This window comes from Streptomyces sp. NPDC091282 (assembly GCF_044757385.1).
Taxonomy (GTDB): domain Bacteria; phylum Actinomycetota; class Actinomycetes; order Streptomycetales; family Streptomycetaceae; genus Streptomyces; species Streptomyces gramineus.
In genome coordinates this window covers 1,478,669-1,493,781 of record NZ_JBIVUX010000002.1, presented here as the reverse complement: position 1 = coordinate 1,493,781, position 15,113 = coordinate 1,478,669, and the positions used below count along the sequence as shown (strand labels likewise).

The following is a 15,113-nucleotide window of genomic DNA, read 5'->3' as shown; positions in this document are numbered from 1 at the left end:
GGGTATGTCCCCGAGTTGTCCACAGGTCGGACCGGCGTCGGGGCGCATTGTCAGTGGCAGGCGTTAGCGTCTTTGACGTGAAGCGATCGACTCAAGCAAACCGGGTGGAACCCATGGCAGGTACCGACCGCGAGAAGGCTCTGGAAGCCGCTCTCGCACAGATTGAACGGCAGTTCGGCAAGGGCGCGGTCATGCGCATGGGTGACCGGACGAAGGAGCCCATCGAGGTCATCTCGACCGGGTCGACCGCGCTCGACGTCGCCCTCGGCGTCGGCGGCCTGCCGCGCGGCCGGGTCGTGGAGATCTACGGGCCGGAGTCCTCCGGCAAGACGACCCTGACCCTGCACGCGGTGGCCAACGCGCAGAAGGCCGGCGGCCAGGTCGCGTTCGTGGACGCGGAGCACGCCCTCGACCCCGAGTACGCGCAGAAGCTCGGCGTCGACATCGACAACCTGATCCTCTCCCAGCCCGACAACGGCGAGCAGGCCCTGGAGATCGTGGACATGCTGGTCCGCTCCGGCGCCCTCGACCTCATCGTCATCGACTCCGTCGCCGCGCTCGTCCCACGTGCGGAGATCGAGGGCGAGATGGGCGACAGCCACGTCGGCCTGCAGGCCCGGCTGATGAGCCAGGCCCTGCGGAAGATCACCAGCGCGCTCAACCAGTCCAAGACCACCGCGATCTTCATCAACCAGCTCCGCGAGAAGATCGGCGTGATGTTCGGCTCCCCGGAGACCACGACCGGTGGCCGCGCGCTGAAGTTCTACGCCTCGGTGCGGCTCGACATCCGCCGCATCGAGACCCTGAAGGACGGCACGGACGCGGTCGGCAACCGCACTCGCGTCAAGGTCGTCAAGAACAAGGTGGCCCCGCCCTTCAAGCAGGCCGAGTTCGACATCCTCTACGGCCAGGGCATCAGCCGCGAGGGCGGCCTGATCGACATGGGCGTGGAGAACGGCTTCGTCCGCAAGGCCGGCGCCTGGTACACGTACGAGGGCGACCAGCTCGGCCAGGGCAAGGAGAACGCCCGCAACTTCCTCAAGGACAACCCCGACCTCGCCAACGAGATCGAGAAGAAGATCAAGGAGAAGCTGGGCGTCGGTGTCCGCCCGGAGCAGCCCGCCGCCGAGCCGGGCGCGGACGCGGCGGTCGCCACCGCGGACGACGCGGCGAAGACGGTGCCGGCCCCGGCCGCCGCCAAGGTCACCAAGCCCAAGGCCGCCACCGCCAAGAGCTGACGCCGTGACACGACGAACCGACTGGGCCGACCACGAGTACACGTCCCCCGGCGCCCCACGGGGGAGGGGAACCGGGGACGGTTCCACGGCCCACGGCACGGGCGGCGACGGATACGGGGACGACAGCGGGGGACGGCCGGTGCCGCGTCGGCGCCGGGACGGGGGTGCGGCACCGGGAAGCGACGGCTCGTACGGGCGTGACGGCGCGTACGAGGACGACGGCCCGCCCGACCCGTACGACGAGTACGGGAACGGCACGCAGGACGGCCCGGACGGGCCCCGCGGACACGGATCACCCGGCCGTGGCTCGCGGCGGCCCGGGACGCGCCGCCGGCGTGGCTTCGGGGAGCCGTCGGGTGAGGACGGAGGTTCCTCCTCCTCGTCGAGGGCCGGGCAGGGGGAGTCTCCGGCGGACCCGGCTGAGCAGGCACGGGCGATCTGCCTGCGCCTGCTCACCGGGACCCCGCGCACCCGGAAACAGCTCGCGGACGCCCTGCGCAAGCGGGAGATCCCCGATGACGTCGCCGAGGAGGTGCTGTCCCGGTTCGAGGAGGTCGGACTGATCAACGACAGCGCGTTCGCGGACGCCTGGGTGGAATCCCGGCATCACGGCCGGGGGCTGGCCCGGCGCGCACTCGCCCGGGAACTGCGGACCAAGGGGGTCGACTCGACGCTCATCGACGAGGCCGTCGGGCAGCTCGACTCCGAACAGGAGGAGGAGACGGCCCGCGAACTCGTCGCCCGCAAACTCCGCTCCACCCGGGGCCTGGACCGGGACCGCCGCCTGCGCCGCCTCGCCGGCATGCTCGCCCGCAAGGGGTATCCCGAGGGCATGGCCCTCAGGGTCGTCCGGCGAGCCCTGGAGGAAGAGGGCGAGGACACCGACTTCCTCGAGGGCGGGGACTTCTGACGGGCCGTCGGATCCGGGACCGTCCCGGATCCCGTACCGGCCGTCGGCGCCGCCGGTCGGCGCCTTCGTCAGGGAGTGACCGGCAGTCCCGCGGCCTTCCAGGCCTGGAAGCCGCCGATCAGGTCCGTGGCCCGGTGCAGGCCCAGCTGGTGCAGGGAGGCCGCGGCCAGGCTGGACGCGTATCCCTCGTTGCAGATCACGACGACCTGGACGTCGTGACCGGTGGCCTCGGGGACCTTGTGGCTGCCCTGGGGGTCCAGGCGCCACTCCAGCTCGTTGCGCTCTATGACGAGGGCACCCGGGATCACGCCGTCCTGCTCGCGCAGCGCCGCGTACCGGATGTCGACCAGCAGAGCCTCGCCGGAACGCGCCGCCTCGTACGCCTCCCGCGCCGCCACGCGCCGGTAGCCGCCGCGGACCCGCTCCAGCAACTCGTCGATGCCCACGGGGTGTTCTGCGGCGCCGCTCACTGCCAGTCCTCCGGCCGCTCGACCTGCTCCAGGCGCAGCACCGGTCCGCTGCGGCTGTAGCGGCGGATCCGCGGCAGCGGCGGGTAGTAGGCGTGGACGGAGACCGCATGGCGCTCGGTGGACTCGTTGAGCACCTCGTGGACGTGGTCGCGGCCGAAGGAGCGGCCCTTGCCGGCGGGCAGCCGGCGCTCCCGGTCGACGTCCTCGGAGAGTTCCAGGGTCTTCCAGCCGTCGGTGGGCAGCCTGGTGGCCAGCGAGTTCTCCCGCAGCTCACCCGCGGCGGTGAGGAAAGCGCCGACCGACTCGGCGTGGTCGTGCCAGCCTGTGCCGGAACCGGGCGGCCAGCCGATCAGCCACGCCTCGCTGCCGCCGGGACCGTCGAGCCGCACCCAGGTGCGGCCCTCCGGGTCGAGCGGGAGCGAGGCGATCAGCTCGGTGTCCGCGGCCGTACGGCGGACGAAGTCGAGGAGGTCCGCCTGGGTGGGCGCGGCGCCGGGCGCGGAGGCGGACGGAGAGACGGAGGAGGAAGAGGTGGAGAGAGAGGCAGACACGTGCACCGTTCCTGATGAAGATTCGCCGAAGGGGGGCGCCGACGGCGCCCCGCGAAGGAGGAAGAGAAAGCGAAATCAGCAGGACGGAAGACACACGCAGCCCGCATAGCGGACCAGGTCGACATGGACCTTCCGCCACAGGCGCACAGTGGTGTCGTTCACGTTGCGGAGTACACCACGCCGGTGCAGGCGGGTCAACTCACTGTCAGCATGTGGACCGCACGCTCACCGGGCGCGCGATCCGGCCTCCGCCGCCTCCTCCGTCTCTGTCTCCGTCTGCGTCTTCTCCGGGTCCTTGCCGCCGAGCGTCGCCTCGGCGGCCGCGTACAGATCGGCCGGGCGGACGCCGCTCAGGGCGGTGACCAGATGGCCGTCGGGGCGCACGAGCAGCACCGAGTGCGCCGGTGCGCCCGGGTACTCCTCGGCGACCAGCAGCTCGGCGGGGTGCGGCAGCGCGGTCACGGCCGCGGCGAGCCGGGGCATGACACCGGCGGAGACCCAGTGCTTGCGGTCCCAGACCCCCGTACCGGGCGCGATGAGGACGACGAGCAGCGCACCGCGGCCGAGCCGGGAGCGCAGCTGGACGAAGGTGCCGTCCTCCGCGGTGACCCGGACGTCGGTCACGGGCGCCCCCGGCGGGGTGTCCACCGGGATCTCGTGCTCCAGATGCCGGGGCGCGAGCGGCGAGCCGGCGTACGTGCCCGGCGCGCCGAGCGGGCCGTGCCCCAGGTGACCGTCGGTGAGGAGCGCGTCGTGTCCGCGGGCCGCGCCGGGCACCATGCCGCGCAGCCCGCCACCGCCGCGCAGCAGCGGCAGCACCTGGTCGGCGGCGCGCAGCCGGCCGGCGACCACCGCGCGCCGTTCGGTCTGATAGCTGTCCAGCAGGGCCTCGTGCGGTCCGTGGTGCCAGGACGGGGCCAGTTTCCAGGCGAGGTTGTCCACGTCGCGCAGGCCCTCCTCCAGCCCGTGCGTGCCGAACGCGCCGAGGAGGTGCGCCGCGTCCCCGGCGACGAACACCCGGCCCGCCCGCCAGCGGCGGGCGAGACGGTGGTGGACGGTGTGCACACCGGTGTCGAGCAGGTCGTACGGCGGGGTGGTGCCGTCCGTCCAGCCCGCGAGGGTCTCCCGGATCCGGTTCACCAGGAGCTCGGGCGTGACGAGGTCCTTCCCCGGCGGCAGCAGCCAGTCCAGCCGCCAGACGCCGTCCGGCAGGGGGCGGGCGGTCACCTCCGCGGCCGGGGGCCCGGACATCCGCCACGGCGGCGTCCGGTGGAGCAACGCCTGGCCGGGCCAGGGAAGTTCCGTGCGCAGCGCGGCGACCGCGTGCCGTTCGACGGCCGTACGGCCCGGGAAGCGGATGTCCATGAGCTTGCGGACGGTGGAGCGGGGACCGTCGCAGCCCACCAGGTGACTGCCGCGCCACCAGGTGCCGTTGGGGCCGCGGGTGTGCGCGGTGACGCCGGAGCGTTCCTGCTCGACGGTGTCGAGCCTGCTGTCCGTGGCGATCTCGACCAGCGGCTGGGCTGCGACGGCGGTGCGCAGCGCGTGGGTGAGCGTGTGCTGGGCGATGTGCAGCGGCGACGGCTCGCCGGCCGCGTCGAAGACGACCTCGCGCGTCACCTGCTTGCGGCGCATCGAGCGCCAGCCGGTCCAGCGGGTGCCCAGCTCGTCCAGCGGGGCGCCGGACAGCCGTGTCAGCAGGGCCGCGGTGTCCTCGCGCAGCACCACCGTGCGCGCCGGTCGCGGCTCGTCCTTGCCGGACCCCTCGTCCAGGACGACGGAGGGCACCTCATGGCGCGCGAGCGCCAGCGCCAGCGTGAGCCCCACGGGCCCCGCTCCTACGATGATCACCGGGTCCACGGCGCGACGCCCCCTGCCCGTACGCGAGTCCCGACGGAGACGGATGAACAGGTCGGTGGAGCAGGGTGCACGATCACAGAACGTATGCAACAGACTGGGCGGCACCCGGTCAAGCGGCGCACCCGGGGACACGTCAGCATGGCGGGCGCGCGGGCCCCGTGGCGCACGGGAAAACGGCGGAGGCGGTGACCGTACGGCCACCGCCTCCGGGCGCGTCGCGCGGGTTGACCCGATGTCAGCGGAGGTTCGAGTCCGCCCCGGTGGCGTAGGTGCCCGAGATCTCGGCCGCGTTCAGTTCGCTGACGTCCTCGGCGCCCAGGACGGCGCCGGTGCCGCGGGTGCTGCGGCGCAGCCGGCCCTCCAGCCAGGACGCGAACGTGGTGAGGGCCAGGTTCAGCAGGATGAAGACGATCGCCACGACGATGAAGCTCGGGATGACGTTGGCGTAGTTGGCGGCCAGGGTGCCGCGCGCGTTGAGCAGGTCGGTGAACTGGAGCATGACCCCGCCCAGCGCGGTGTCCTTCACGATGACCACGAGCTGGCTGACGATGGCCGGCAGCATCACGGTGACCGCCTGCGGCAGCAGGATGCCGGCCATCGTCTGCCCCTTGCGCAGACCGATCGCGTAGGCCGCCTCCGTCTGTCCCTTGGGCAGGGCCAGGACGCCGGCCCGGACGACCTCGGCGAGCACCGAGGCGTTGTAGAGCACCAGGCCGGTGACGACCGCGTACAGCGGCCGGTCCTCGCTGGCGACGCCGGTGGAGCGGACGTAGAACTCCATGGCGAACAGCATGAGCAGCAGGACCGGGATCGCGCGGAAGAACTCCACGACGGCGCCGGCCGGGACGCGTATCCACGCGTGGTCGGACATCCGGGCTATGCCGAAGACCGCGCCCAGCGGCAGGGCGATGACCATGGCGAGGGCCGCGGCCTTGAGGGTGTTGCCGAGGCCCGGCAGCAGATAGGTGGTCCACGCCTCGGAGGTGGTGAACGGCTGCCACAGGGCCCACTTGAGCTGGCCCTTGTCGTCCATCTTCTGCCAGACCCACCACAGCAGGAGGGCGAGCAGCAGGACGAAGACGACCGAGAGCAGGACGTTGCGTCGTTTGGCACGGGGCCCGGGGGCGTCGTACAGAACCGAGGTCATCGCTTCACCGCCAGGCGCTTGGCGAGCCAGCCGAGGAACAGGCCGGTCGGGAGGGTCAGGACCACGAAGCCGAAGGCGAAGACGGCGCCGATGGCCACGGTCTGGGCCTCGTTCTCGATCATCGTCTTCATCAGGGCGGCGGCCTCGGCGACGCTGATCGCGGCGGCCACGGTGGTGTTCTTGGTCAGCGCGATCAGGACGTTGGCCAGCGGGCCGATCACCGCGCGGAAGGCCTGCGGCAGCACGATCAGCCGCAGCGTCTGGGAGAAGTTCAGGCCGATCGCGCGGGCCGCCTCGGCCTGTCCGACCGGCACCGTGTTGATGCCGGAGCGGATCGCCTCGCAGACGAAGGCCGCGGTGTAGGCGACGAGTCCGAGCACGGCCAGCCGGAAGCCCTGGACCTTGAAGTCGTGGGCGCCCAGGGTGACGCCGAAGATGTCGGCGAGACCGAGCGAGGTGAAGATGATGATGACGGTCAGGGGGATGTTCCGGACGATGTTGACGTAGGCCGTGCCGAACCCGCGCATCAGAGGGACCGGGCTGACCCGCATCGCGGCCAGCAGGGTGCCCCAGACGAGGGAGCCCACGGCGGAGAAGACGGTCAGTTTCACCGTCGTCCAGAACGCCCCTAGGACGTCGTAGCCTTGAAGAAAGTCGAACACGATTTCCCGCGCTTCCGGGTGTGTGGCGTAGGTGGAGGGCATGGCGCGCCGCTGCCTGGGGAAGCGGTGGCGGCGGCGCGCCCGAGGAACCGTGCGACCTGCCGGATCCCCGCGTCGGCGGAGGCTCCGCGGGGCGCGCGGAATCGCGCCTTACTTGACGATCGTGCCGATCTTCGGGGCCGGCTCGTTCTTGTAGTCGGCCGGGCCGAAGTTGGCGTCGACCGCCTTCTGCCAGGAGCCGTCGGAGACCATCTTCTCCAGCGCCTTGTTGATCTTGTCGAGGGTGGCGGAGTCGCCCTTCTTGACGCCGACGCCGTAGTTCTCGTTGCTCAGCTTCAGGCCCGCGAGCTTGAACTGGCCCTTGTACTTGTCCTGGGCGGCGAAGCCCGCGAGGATCGAGTCGTCCGTGGTCACGGCGTCGACGGAGCCGCTCTGCAGGCCGGCGATGCACTCCGAGTAGGTGCTGACCTCCTTGAGGTTGGCCTTCGGGGCGATCGTCTTCTGGATGTTCTGCGCCGAGGTCGAACCGGTCACCGAACACAGGTTGTTGCCGTTGAGGTCGGCACCCTTGGTGATCTTCGAGTCCTTCTTGACCAGCAGGTCCTGGTGGGCCAGCAGGTACGGGCCGGCGAAGTCCACCTTCTGCTTGCGCTCGTCGGTGATCGAGTAGGTGGCCGCGATGAACTTCACGTCACCGCGCGCGAGCGCGTTCTCGCGGTCGGCGCTCTTGGTCTGCACGAACTCGATCTGGTTCGGCTTGTAGCCGAGCTGTCCGGCGACGTACGTGGCCACGTCCACGTCGAAGCCCGAGAAGGAGCCGTCCGGCTCCTGGAGGCCGAGGCCGGGCTGGTCGTACTTGATGCCGACCTTGATCTTGCCGCCGCCCGAGGAGCCGTCGTCGCTCTTGTCGTCGCTGCCGCCGCACGCCGTGGCGGACAGGGCGAGCGCGAGCACGGCGGCCGAGGCGGCGGTGACCTTGCGGAGCTGCATGTTGAACATCCCTCGTTCGGTGAAGACGACTGTGGAAAGGAAGCGGGCCCTGCCGGGACTCAGTGGTGCAGGATCTTCGAGAGGAAGTCCTTGGCCCGGTCGCTGCGCGGGTTGCTGAAGAACTGGTCGGGCGTGGCCTCTTCGACGATCCGGCCGTCCGCCATGAACACCACCCGGTTCGCGGCCGACCGCGCGAAGCCCATCTCGTGGGTGACGACGATCATCGTCATGCCGTCCCGGGCCAGCTGCTGCATGACCTCCAGGACCTCGTTGATCATCTCGGGGTCGAGGGCCGAGGTCGGCTCGTCGAAGAGCATGACCTTCGGGTCCATCGCCAGCGCGCGGGCGATCGCCACCCGCTGCTGCTGGCCGCCGGAGAGCTGGGCGGGGTACTTGTCGGCCTGGGTTCCCACGCCGACGCGGTCGAGCAGGGCGCGGGCCTTCTCCTCGGCCTGCTTCTTGTCCGCCTTGCGGACCTTCACCTGACCGAGCATCACGTTCTGGAGCACTGTCTTGTGCGCGAAGAGATTGAAGGACTGGAAGACCATGCCGACGTCGGCGCGCAGCCGGGCCAGCTCCTTGCCCTCCTGGGGCAGCGGCTTGCCGTCGATCGTGATCGTTCCGGAGTCGATGGTCTCCAGGCGGTTGACGGTGCGGCACAGGGTCGACTTGCCGGACCCGGAGGGCCCGATCACCACGACGACCTCGCCGCGGGCGATCGTCAGGTCGATGTCCTGGAGCACGTGCAACGCGCCGAAGTGCTTGTTGACGCTCCTCAGGACGACCAGTTCGCCGGTCGCGGCCGCGTCTTCCTTGGCCGCCGATACTTCGGTCATCGCTATCGGGCTCCGTCCTCCTCGGTTTCGGAGGAATGTAGTGAGCGCGCGTGATCAGCGTCATCACATCTGAGGGAGATCTGAGCATCACGATCCGATAGCATTCGGGCACATGTCGTAGTGGTCGTGACCTGTGCGCGTATCGGCCGGGTAACGGAACCCGCGCGCCGCCCCGTCTCACTTGACGTCATCGTCGTCCATCGGCGTGACTGCCATCGTGCACGCGCGCGTGCACGCGATTTCTACAAGGCGCGGGTTCTGCGCAGGCAAGCCGAGAGCGAACCAGGGCGATACGACCGCTGAACCGGAGGGGGCCGGGATGAGACTGCTGCTCGTCGAGGACGACAACCACGTCGCCGCGGCGCTCTCCGCGGTGCTGGCCCGGCACGGGTTCGCCGTCACCCACGCCCGCAGCGGCGAGGAGGCCCTCCAGGCGCTCGTCCCGGAGAGCGACGGCTACGACGTCATCCTGCTCGACCTCGGACTGCCCGACCAGGACGGTTACGAGGTCTGCGGCAAGATCCGCAAGCGCACCGCCACGCCGGTCATCATGGTCACCGCCCGCTCCGACGTCCGCTCCCGCATCCACGGCCTCAACCTCGGCGCCGACGACTACGTGGTGAAGCCCTACGACACCGGGGAACTGCTCGCCCGGATCCACGCCGTCAGCCGGCGCACCCACCACGAGGACGGCACCGTCGACGGCGACGACGCGCTCCGGCTCGGCGCCGTCCACATCGAACTGCCCACCCGCCAGGTCAGCGTGGACGGCAAGGTCGTCCAGCTCACCCGCAAGGAGTTCGACCTGCTGGCGCTGCTCGCCCAGCGGCCCGGTGTGGTCTTCCGCCGGGAGCAGATCATCAGCGAGGTCTGGCGCACCAGCTGGGAGGGGACCGGCCGCACCCTGGAGGTGCACGTCGCCTCCCTGCGCGCGAAGCTGCGCAGGCCCGCGCTCATCGAGACGGTACGAGGCGTGGGATACCGGCTCGTCGCTCCGGCCGGGTAGCGGGGACGGGTGCGCACACGCCTGCTCCCGCTGCTCATCGTCCTGATGGCGGCCGTCCTGCTCGCGCTCGGCGTCCCTCTCGCCGTCAGCGTGGCCGCCGCCCAGCAGCAGAAGGTCGTCGTGGACCGCATCGACGACACCGCGCGGTTCGCGGCCCTCGCCCAGTTCGTCGACGGCACACCCAGCGCCTCGCGCCCGATGCGCACCGACGACCGCCAGGAGACCCTGCACCGCGAACTCATCAGCTACTACGAGGTGTACGGCATCCGTGCCGGCGTCTTCTACCGCAACGCGTCCTCCATGGCCAACGCGCCCGACGACTGGGTGCTGCCGAAGACGGGCGAGGTGCGCGCCGCCTACGACGAGGCGCTCCTCAGCCGGCGCAGCCACGACCCGCAGCAGGTGTGGCCCTGGCAGCGCAACCGGCTCGTCGTGGCGTCGCCGGTCATCCGCGACGGTGACGTCGTCGCCGTGGTCGTCACCGACTCGCCCACCGGGCCGATGCGGTCACGGACCCTGCGCGGCTGGCTGTTCATCGGCGCCGGCGAGATCGCCGCGATGCTGCTCGCCGTCGGCGCGGCGCTGCGGCTCACCGGCTGGGTGCTGCTGCCGGTACGGGTCCTGGACGCCACCACCCACGCGATCGCCAGCGGCCGGCTCAAGTCCCGGGTCGCGGCGGCGGGCGGCCCGCCGGAACTCAGACGGCTGGCCCACGCGTTCAACGAGATGGCGGACAACGTCGAAGAGGTCCTGGAGCAGCAGCGCGCCTTCGTCGCCGACGCCTCGCACCAACTGCGCAACCCGCTGGCCGCGCTGCTCCTGCGCATCGAACTGCTCGCCCTCGAACTCCCCGAGGGCAACGAGGAGATCGCCTCGGTCCGCACCGAGGGCAAGCGGCTCGCCACGGTGCTGGACGACCTGCTCGACCTGGCGCTGGCCGAGCACGCCGAGGCGGACCTGATGCTGACGGACATCGGGCGGCTGGCGGCGGAGCGGGTCGCCGCGTGGGCGCCGGCCGCCGCGGCGCGGGGCGTCCGGCTGAGCGGGCAGTGCCCGGCGACCACCGCGTGGGCCGACCCGATCACGCTCTCCAGCGCGCTGGACGCGGTGATCGACAACGCCGTGAAGTTCACGCCGGACGGAGGCTCGGTGGAGGTGGACGTCGCGGCCGAGGGCGGCGTGTCCAAGGTCGTGGTCACCGACACGGGCCCCGGGCTCACCGACGAGGAACTCGCGCGCGTGGGCGACCGGTTCTGGCGGAGCGGACGCCACCAGAACGTGAAGGGATCGGGGCTGGGCCTGTCGATCACCCGGTCGTTGCTCTCGGCGGGCGGCGGCTCACTGTCCTACGAGCACCACGAGACGGGGGGCCTGCGGGTGACCGTCTCGGTGCCGCGGAGCGGCTGACGGGACGGGGCCTCAGGGCTTCACGGAGCGGTAGTACCGCCTCGCACCCTCCTGCAGCGGCAGCGGATCCGTGTAGATCGCCGTGCGCAGGTCCACCAGCTGGGCCGAGTGGACGTGGGCGCCGATGTCGTCCCGGCTCTTGATGACCGTGCGGGTCACCCACTCGGTGAGGCGCGGATCCATGTCCTCGCGGGTCATCAGGAGGTTGGAGACCGCGATCGTCGGCACCGACGTGCCCTGCTGCACCGACGGGTAGGCCGACTCGGGCATGTCGGTCGCCCGGTAGTAGAGCGCAGCCGCGCTCTTGGAGTGCAGCTTGGCGACGAGAGCACCGTCTATCGGCACGAACCTGAAGCCGAACGTCCGCGCGAGGTCCAGCAGCCCCTTGGTCGGCAGCCCGCCCGACCAGAAGAACGCGTCGATCTTGCCCTCGCGCAGCCGGTCCGGGCCGGTGTTTATGCCGTCGGCCAGCGGCGTGATGTCCTTCGCGGGATCGATCCCGGCGGCCCTGAGCACCCGGTTGGCGATCAGCCGGACCCCCGAGTCGGGCAGCCCTATCGCCACCCGCTTGTGCCGCAGCTGCGCCACGCTGGAGATGCCCGAGTCGCGCGCGACGACCAGCTGCACGTAGTCGTCGTACAGGCGCGCCACCCCGCGCATCCGGTCGGCACCGCGGCCGCCGTTCAGTTCGTACGTCTCCACCGCGTCGGCCGCCGCGATGGTGAAGTCCGCCTCGCCGGTCGCCACCCGCTGGACGTTCTCGTACGACCCCGCGCTCTGGACCAGTTTCACCTTCAGGCCCGGCATGTCCCGGCTCAGCTCGCTGCGCAGCCGCGTGCCGTACTCCTGGTAGACCCCGCGCAGCGTGCCCGTGCTGAAGGTGATCGTCCCGGTCGGCGGGGCGTCGCCGAGCGGCAGCAGCCACCACAGCAGCAGGCCGAACGCGACGACGGCCGCGGCCGAGCCCTGCAGGGCGCGGCGCCTGCCGATCCGGGGGAGCACCTTGGACATGCGCGCGATCCTGCCAGCCGGTCCCCTTCCTGACCAGGGCCGGGGTGCCCGGCGGCGGACCGGGACTGTCCGTGGCGGCGGCTACAGTCGTCCGCATGACCAGCTCCTCACCCGCCCGCCTCGTCCGAGAGTTCCACCACGCCTTCGGCCTGGACACCCGCAGCACGCCGACGGAGGTCTCCCCCGAGCTGGCCGCGCACCGGGGAGAGCTGCTCGCCGAGGAAGCGGCGGAGGTCGCCGAGGTCGCCGTCGCCGGGCCCCTGGACCGGCTCGCGCACGAACTGGCGGACGTGGTCTACGTCGCGTACGGCACCGCTCTGGTGCACGGTGTCGACCTGGACGCGGTGATCGCCGAGATCCACCGCGCCAACATGAGCAAGCTGGGGCCCGACGGACAGGTCGCCCGCCGGGCCGACGGCAAGGTGCTGAAGGGCGAGCACTACCGGGCGCCGGACGTCTCGGCCGAACTGCGCCGCCAGGGCTGGACGCCGGGCGGCGAGGCCTGATCCGGGCTCAGAGCGAGCCGTCCGCCAGCTTCCACTCGCGGTGCAGGACGCCCAGCGGGACGTTCCGCCGCAGCACCGGCGTGCCGAAGACCGACAGCTGGAGGCGGAGGGTGCCGGAGAGGTCGACACCGCCGTACAGGCTCCAGGCGCCGTGGGCCTGCGCACCCGGGGTCGCGGAGTCGGCGGTGACCGTACCGGAGGCCTCGCCGCGCAGGTAGGGCGCAAGGTCGGCGACGACGCCCACGGCGCCGTAGAGACCGACCGAGGCTTCGGCGCCCAGGGCGGTCCTGACCTCTCCCGCGGTGGTCGCCGAGGCCCGCACCGGTGTGCCGGTCATGTCGGTGCCGCTGACCGGCGTCCAGCCCCGGGCGGTGCCGAAGGTGCCGCCCGCCTTGAAGTCGCCCTTGAGGCTCTGCCGCACGTCGACGGTGATCCTGCCGTCGCCGGTGATCTGGAGGTAGCAGGTCAGGTCGAGGTTGACCACGACGGGCACCGGGCCGACCTGGAGGACCGGGTCGGCGTGCAGCTTCGCGAACGGGATGCGCAGCGGGGTGGCGGTGGCCGCCGCCCGTCCCTTCACCGCCCAGCCCGAGTCCCAGTCGCCGGACACCCCGAGGTAGGCGGAGCCGGGCGCGCTGCCCGCGCCGGCGCCGCCGTAGGCGAAGTCGACCTGTGGAGCGACCTGGACGAAGCCGGACACCATGGCCGAGGCGGAGGCCGGAGCGCCCGCCGCGGCCGGGATCTCGGCGCTGACGTCCAGGCGGAGGCTGCCGAGGGGGACGGTGGCCCCTTCCGGGCCGACGCGCACGTCACCCGGCCGGGCCCAGGACACCTCGACGTCGGGCAGCAGCTTGTCCACGGCGAAGGCGTCCGGGGCGACCGGCACGGTGCCCTTCGCGGTGTCGTCGCCGAGCAGCGCGTCGAGCGTGGCGGGCTCGGTCTGCACCTCGGTGCCCTCGGCGGTCTCGCCGATCACCCGGGTGACCTTGGCGAGCAGCCCGTCCGGGGCACCGGGCGCGGGAGCGCTGGCGATCACGTCACCGACGGCGGCCCGACCCGGCCCGGCGGACGGCGACGCCGACGCCGGTGCCGACGGCCGGGACGAGGTGCCGGGCGATGCGGACGGGGACGCGGAACTGCCCTTGCCCGGCGCGGAGATGACGGCGCGCCGGGTCCTGCCGTCGTACGCGCTGACGGTGAGCGTGGTGCGGTGCGCCTTGCGGCCGGCGCCCGCCGAGCCGGTGGCCGTGGTCGCGGTCGCGGCGGGCGCGGCGGCGACGGCGAGCGACTTTCCGTCCGTCCGGGCGGCGGCCGCGGTGGTGTCGCCGGAGACCCGGGCGGTCTCCCCGGCGCGGCCGGCGGCGGAACTCTGCTGCGGGGGCGCCGAACAGCCCACGGCGAGAAGGAGGGCGGTCACGGCGTAGGCGGGCATGAGGGCATGCCCGAGCCTCGTGCGTCTGCGCAAGGTCAGTCCTGGGGGTGGGGGGTGACGAAGAGACACCGACGAGGGCTACCGGTGAGTAGAACCGGCCGGTAACTCGGTGTGGCCCAGAGCATGCCACGCCCGCGGACACCTGGCCTCCACAATCCGGCCACGGCCCGACGTGACCTGAACCACGGCGACTTCAGGCCGCCGTGACCCATTCCGGCGGGCCCGGGTGGCCTTCTACGACGGCCTGCGGCAACTGGCTCGGACGGCCTGCGGCAACCGGATCCGACGGCCTGCGGCAACCGGCTCGGACGGCCCGGGGGCAACCGGATCCGGCGGTCCGCGGTCGCCTCTGTCCGCCGGGCGGGTGCTAGCTGCCCGTCCGGCCGAGGCGGAGGTTCCAGCGGCCGGGGCCGCCCGTGATCTCCGTCGCGGCGAGCGGCGGCACGTCCACGCGCCAGAACGCCGCCTCCGGCGCCCCGAGCGCGTGCAGCACCACGGCCCGCACCACCTCGGGCTCCACGACCGCGACGGTCCGGCCGGTGGTACGGCCCGTGCTCTCCAGCCAGTCGGTGACCCGTGAGCAGAACTCCCGTACCGACTCGCCTCCGTGCGGCGCGGCCGCCGGGTCGGACAGCCACTGGACCAGCGCCTCGGGCTCGGCGGCGCTCACCTCCTCCAGCGTTCGGCCCCGCCAGCGGCCCGCGTCGAGGCCGGCGAGGCCGGGCTCCGCGACGGCGTCGAGCCCGAGTGCGGCGGCCGTCTCACGGCAACGGACGCTCGGAGAACTGACCGCCCGGCCCGCGGGCAGCGACAGCGCCACCGCTCCCGGGTTCTCGATGGAGTCGCCGTCGTCGAAGCGGGCCCGCCGCAGCGAAGGAGTGATCGCCGGGGCTACGAGGATGACTCGGCAGGTCACGGGGGCGGTTCCTCCTGGGAAGTCCATCGGGCGCGGGTGCCGGACGCGCACGACAGTACGCCCTCCGGCGGTGGCCCGACGGACCCGCCGGAGCCGGTCACCGGCACCGCCGCGCACCGGCCCGCGGCGCGGAGGAGCCTCGCTGTCAGTGGCGGCTGACAGACTGCCGTC

Annotated in this window: 16 protein-coding genes; 5 read left to right on the top strand and 11 right to left on the bottom strand. The window is 72.1% G+C overall.

Annotated elements, in window-relative coordinates; all coding sequences use genetic code 11:
• Positions 1-113: 113 nt before the first annotated feature.
• Positions 114-1,238 (top strand): recombinase RecA, encoded by a 1,125-nt coding sequence (gene recA, locus ACIQOE_RS13560; protein WP_351935113.1) that lies wholly within the window; start codon positions 114-116, stop codon positions 1,236-1,238.
• A 4-nt stretch (positions 1,239-1,242) separates the two neighbouring features.
• Positions 1,243-2,148, top strand: coding sequence for a recombination regulator RecX (recX, locus tag ACIQOE_RS13555; protein WP_401411485.1), 906 nt, complete (start codon positions 1,243-1,245; stop codon positions 2,146-2,148).
• Positions 2,149-2,216: 68 nt separating this feature from the next.
• Here the strand turns inward: recX and ACIQOE_RS13550 are convergent, their stop codons facing one another.
• The 8 genes from ACIQOE_RS13550 to ACIQOE_RS13515 form a co-directional block, all read right to left on the bottom strand.
• Complete coding sequence (locus ACIQOE_RS13550) at positions 2,217-2,618, bottom strand: rhodanese-like domain-containing protein (RefSeq protein ID WP_351326659.1); 402 nt, start codon at positions 2,616-2,618, stop codon at positions 2,217-2,219.
• Entirely contained in the window at positions 2,615-3,169 is a 555-nt protein-coding gene (locus tag ACIQOE_RS13545) for a cysteine dioxygenase (protein WP_351326661.1), read from the bottom strand. Before ACIQOE_RS13545 ends, ACIQOE_RS13550 begins: the two co-directional genes overlap by 4 nt.
• A gap of 75 nt (positions 3,170-3,244) precedes the next feature.
• Positions 3,245-3,316 (bottom strand): putative leader peptide, encoded by a 72-nt coding sequence (locus ACIQOE_RS13540; protein WP_311737274.1) that lies wholly within the window; start codon positions 3,314-3,316, stop codon positions 3,245-3,247.
• Positions 3,317-3,394: 78 nt separating this feature from the next.
• On the bottom strand, positions 3,395-5,029 hold the full coding sequence (locus ACIQOE_RS13535) for an FAD-dependent monooxygenase (protein ID WP_401411482.1): 1,635 nt from the start codon (positions 5,027-5,029) through the stop codon (positions 3,395-3,397).
• Positions 5,030-5,264: 235 nt separating this feature from the next.
• Entirely contained in the window at positions 5,265-6,176 is a 912-nt protein-coding gene (locus tag ACIQOE_RS13530) for an amino acid ABC transporter permease (RefSeq protein ID WP_351326665.1), read from the bottom strand.
• Positions 6,173-6,838, bottom strand: coding sequence for an amino acid ABC transporter permease (locus ACIQOE_RS13525; RefSeq protein ID WP_351326667.1), 666 nt, complete (start codon positions 6,836-6,838; stop codon positions 6,173-6,175). The genes ACIQOE_RS13530 and ACIQOE_RS13525 overlap by 4 nt, the downstream gene beginning before the upstream one ends.
• Before the next feature lie 150 nt (positions 6,839-6,988).
• Positions 6,989-7,828, bottom strand: coding sequence for a glutamate ABC transporter substrate-binding protein (locus ACIQOE_RS13520; RefSeq protein WP_351326669.1), 840 nt, complete (start codon positions 7,826-7,828; stop codon positions 6,989-6,991).
• A 59-nt stretch (positions 7,829-7,887) separates the two neighbouring features.
• Positions 7,888-8,664 carry an amino acid ABC transporter ATP-binding protein gene (locus ACIQOE_RS13515; protein WP_365575868.1) on the bottom strand — a complete coding sequence of 259 codons (777 nt, stop codon included), beginning with the start codon at positions 8,662-8,664 and terminating at the stop codon, positions 7,888-7,890.
• A 319-nt stretch (positions 8,665-8,983) separates the two neighbouring features.
• On the opposite strand from ACIQOE_RS13515, the gene ACIQOE_RS13510 reads away from it, so the two are divergent.
• Complete coding sequence (locus ACIQOE_RS13510) at positions 8,984-9,670, top strand: response regulator transcription factor (protein WP_362644308.1); 687 nt, start codon at positions 8,984-8,986, stop codon at positions 9,668-9,670.
• Positions 9,671-9,679: 9 nt separating this feature from the next.
• Positions 9,680-11,077: an ATP-binding protein gene (locus ACIQOE_RS13505; RefSeq protein ID WP_401411479.1), complete on the top strand. Its 1,398-nt coding sequence runs from the start codon at positions 9,680-9,682 to the stop codon at positions 11,075-11,077.
• A 12-nt stretch (positions 11,078-11,089) separates the two neighbouring features.
• Here the strand turns inward: ACIQOE_RS13505 and ACIQOE_RS13500 are convergent, their stop codons facing one another.
• The gene (locus ACIQOE_RS13500) at positions 11,090-12,088 is read right to left on the bottom strand and encodes a TAXI family TRAP transporter solute-binding subunit (RefSeq protein ID WP_351326676.1); all 999 of its coding nucleotides are present in this window, start codon (positions 12,086-12,088) and stop codon (positions 11,090-11,092) included.
• A gap of 95 nt (positions 12,089-12,183) precedes the next feature.
• On the opposite strand from ACIQOE_RS13500, the gene ACIQOE_RS13495 reads away from it, so the two are divergent.
• Positions 12,184-12,594 carry a MazG nucleotide pyrophosphohydrolase domain-containing protein gene (locus ACIQOE_RS13495; protein ID WP_351326678.1) on the top strand — a complete coding sequence of 137 codons (411 nt, stop codon included), beginning with the start codon at positions 12,184-12,186 and terminating at the stop codon, positions 12,592-12,594.
• A 7-nt stretch (positions 12,595-12,601) separates the two neighbouring features.
• Here ACIQOE_RS13495 and ACIQOE_RS13490 read toward each other — a convergent pair whose 3' ends face one another.
• A complete protein-coding gene (locus ACIQOE_RS13490; RefSeq protein WP_401411476.1) occupies positions 12,602-14,059 on the bottom strand; it encodes a hypothetical protein in 1,458 nt (485 codons plus the stop codon).
• A gap of 334 nt (positions 14,060-14,393) precedes the next feature.
• The gene (locus ACIQOE_RS13485) at positions 14,394-14,942 is read right to left on the bottom strand and encodes a histidine phosphatase family protein (protein ID WP_365560460.1); all 549 of its coding nucleotides are present in this window, start codon (positions 14,940-14,942) and stop codon (positions 14,394-14,396) included.
• Positions 14,943-15,113 lie beyond the last annotated feature (171 nt).

Excerpts from the sequence above, each read along its gene's own strand:
- recA (WP_351935113.1), top strand. The coding sequence starts at position 114 with ATGGCAGGTACCGACCGCGAGAAGGCTCTGGAAGCCGCTCTCGCACAG.
- ACIQOE_RS13530 (WP_351326665.1), bottom strand. The coding sequence starts at position 6,176 with ATGACCTCGGTTCTGTACGACGCCCCCGGGCCCCGTGCCAAACGACGC.
- ACIQOE_RS13520 (WP_351326669.1), bottom strand. The coding sequence starts at position 7,828 with ATGCAGCTCCGCAAGGTCACCGCCGCCTCGGCCGCCGTGCTCGCGCTC.
- ACIQOE_RS13515 (WP_365575868.1), bottom strand. The coding sequence starts at position 8,664 with ATGACCGAAGTATCGGCGGCCAAGGAAGACGCGGCCGCGACCGGCGAA.
- ACIQOE_RS13510 (WP_362644308.1), top strand. The coding sequence starts at position 8,984 with ATGAGACTGCTGCTCGTCGAGGACGACAACCACGTCGCCGCGGCGCTC.
- ACIQOE_RS13500 (WP_351326676.1), bottom strand. The coding sequence starts at position 12,088 with ATGTCCAAGGTGCTCCCCCGGATCGGCAGGCGCCGCGCCCTGCAGGGC.
- ACIQOE_RS13495 (WP_351326678.1), top strand. The coding sequence starts at position 12,184 with ATGACCAGCTCCTCACCCGCCCGCCTCGTCCGAGAGTTCCACCACGCC.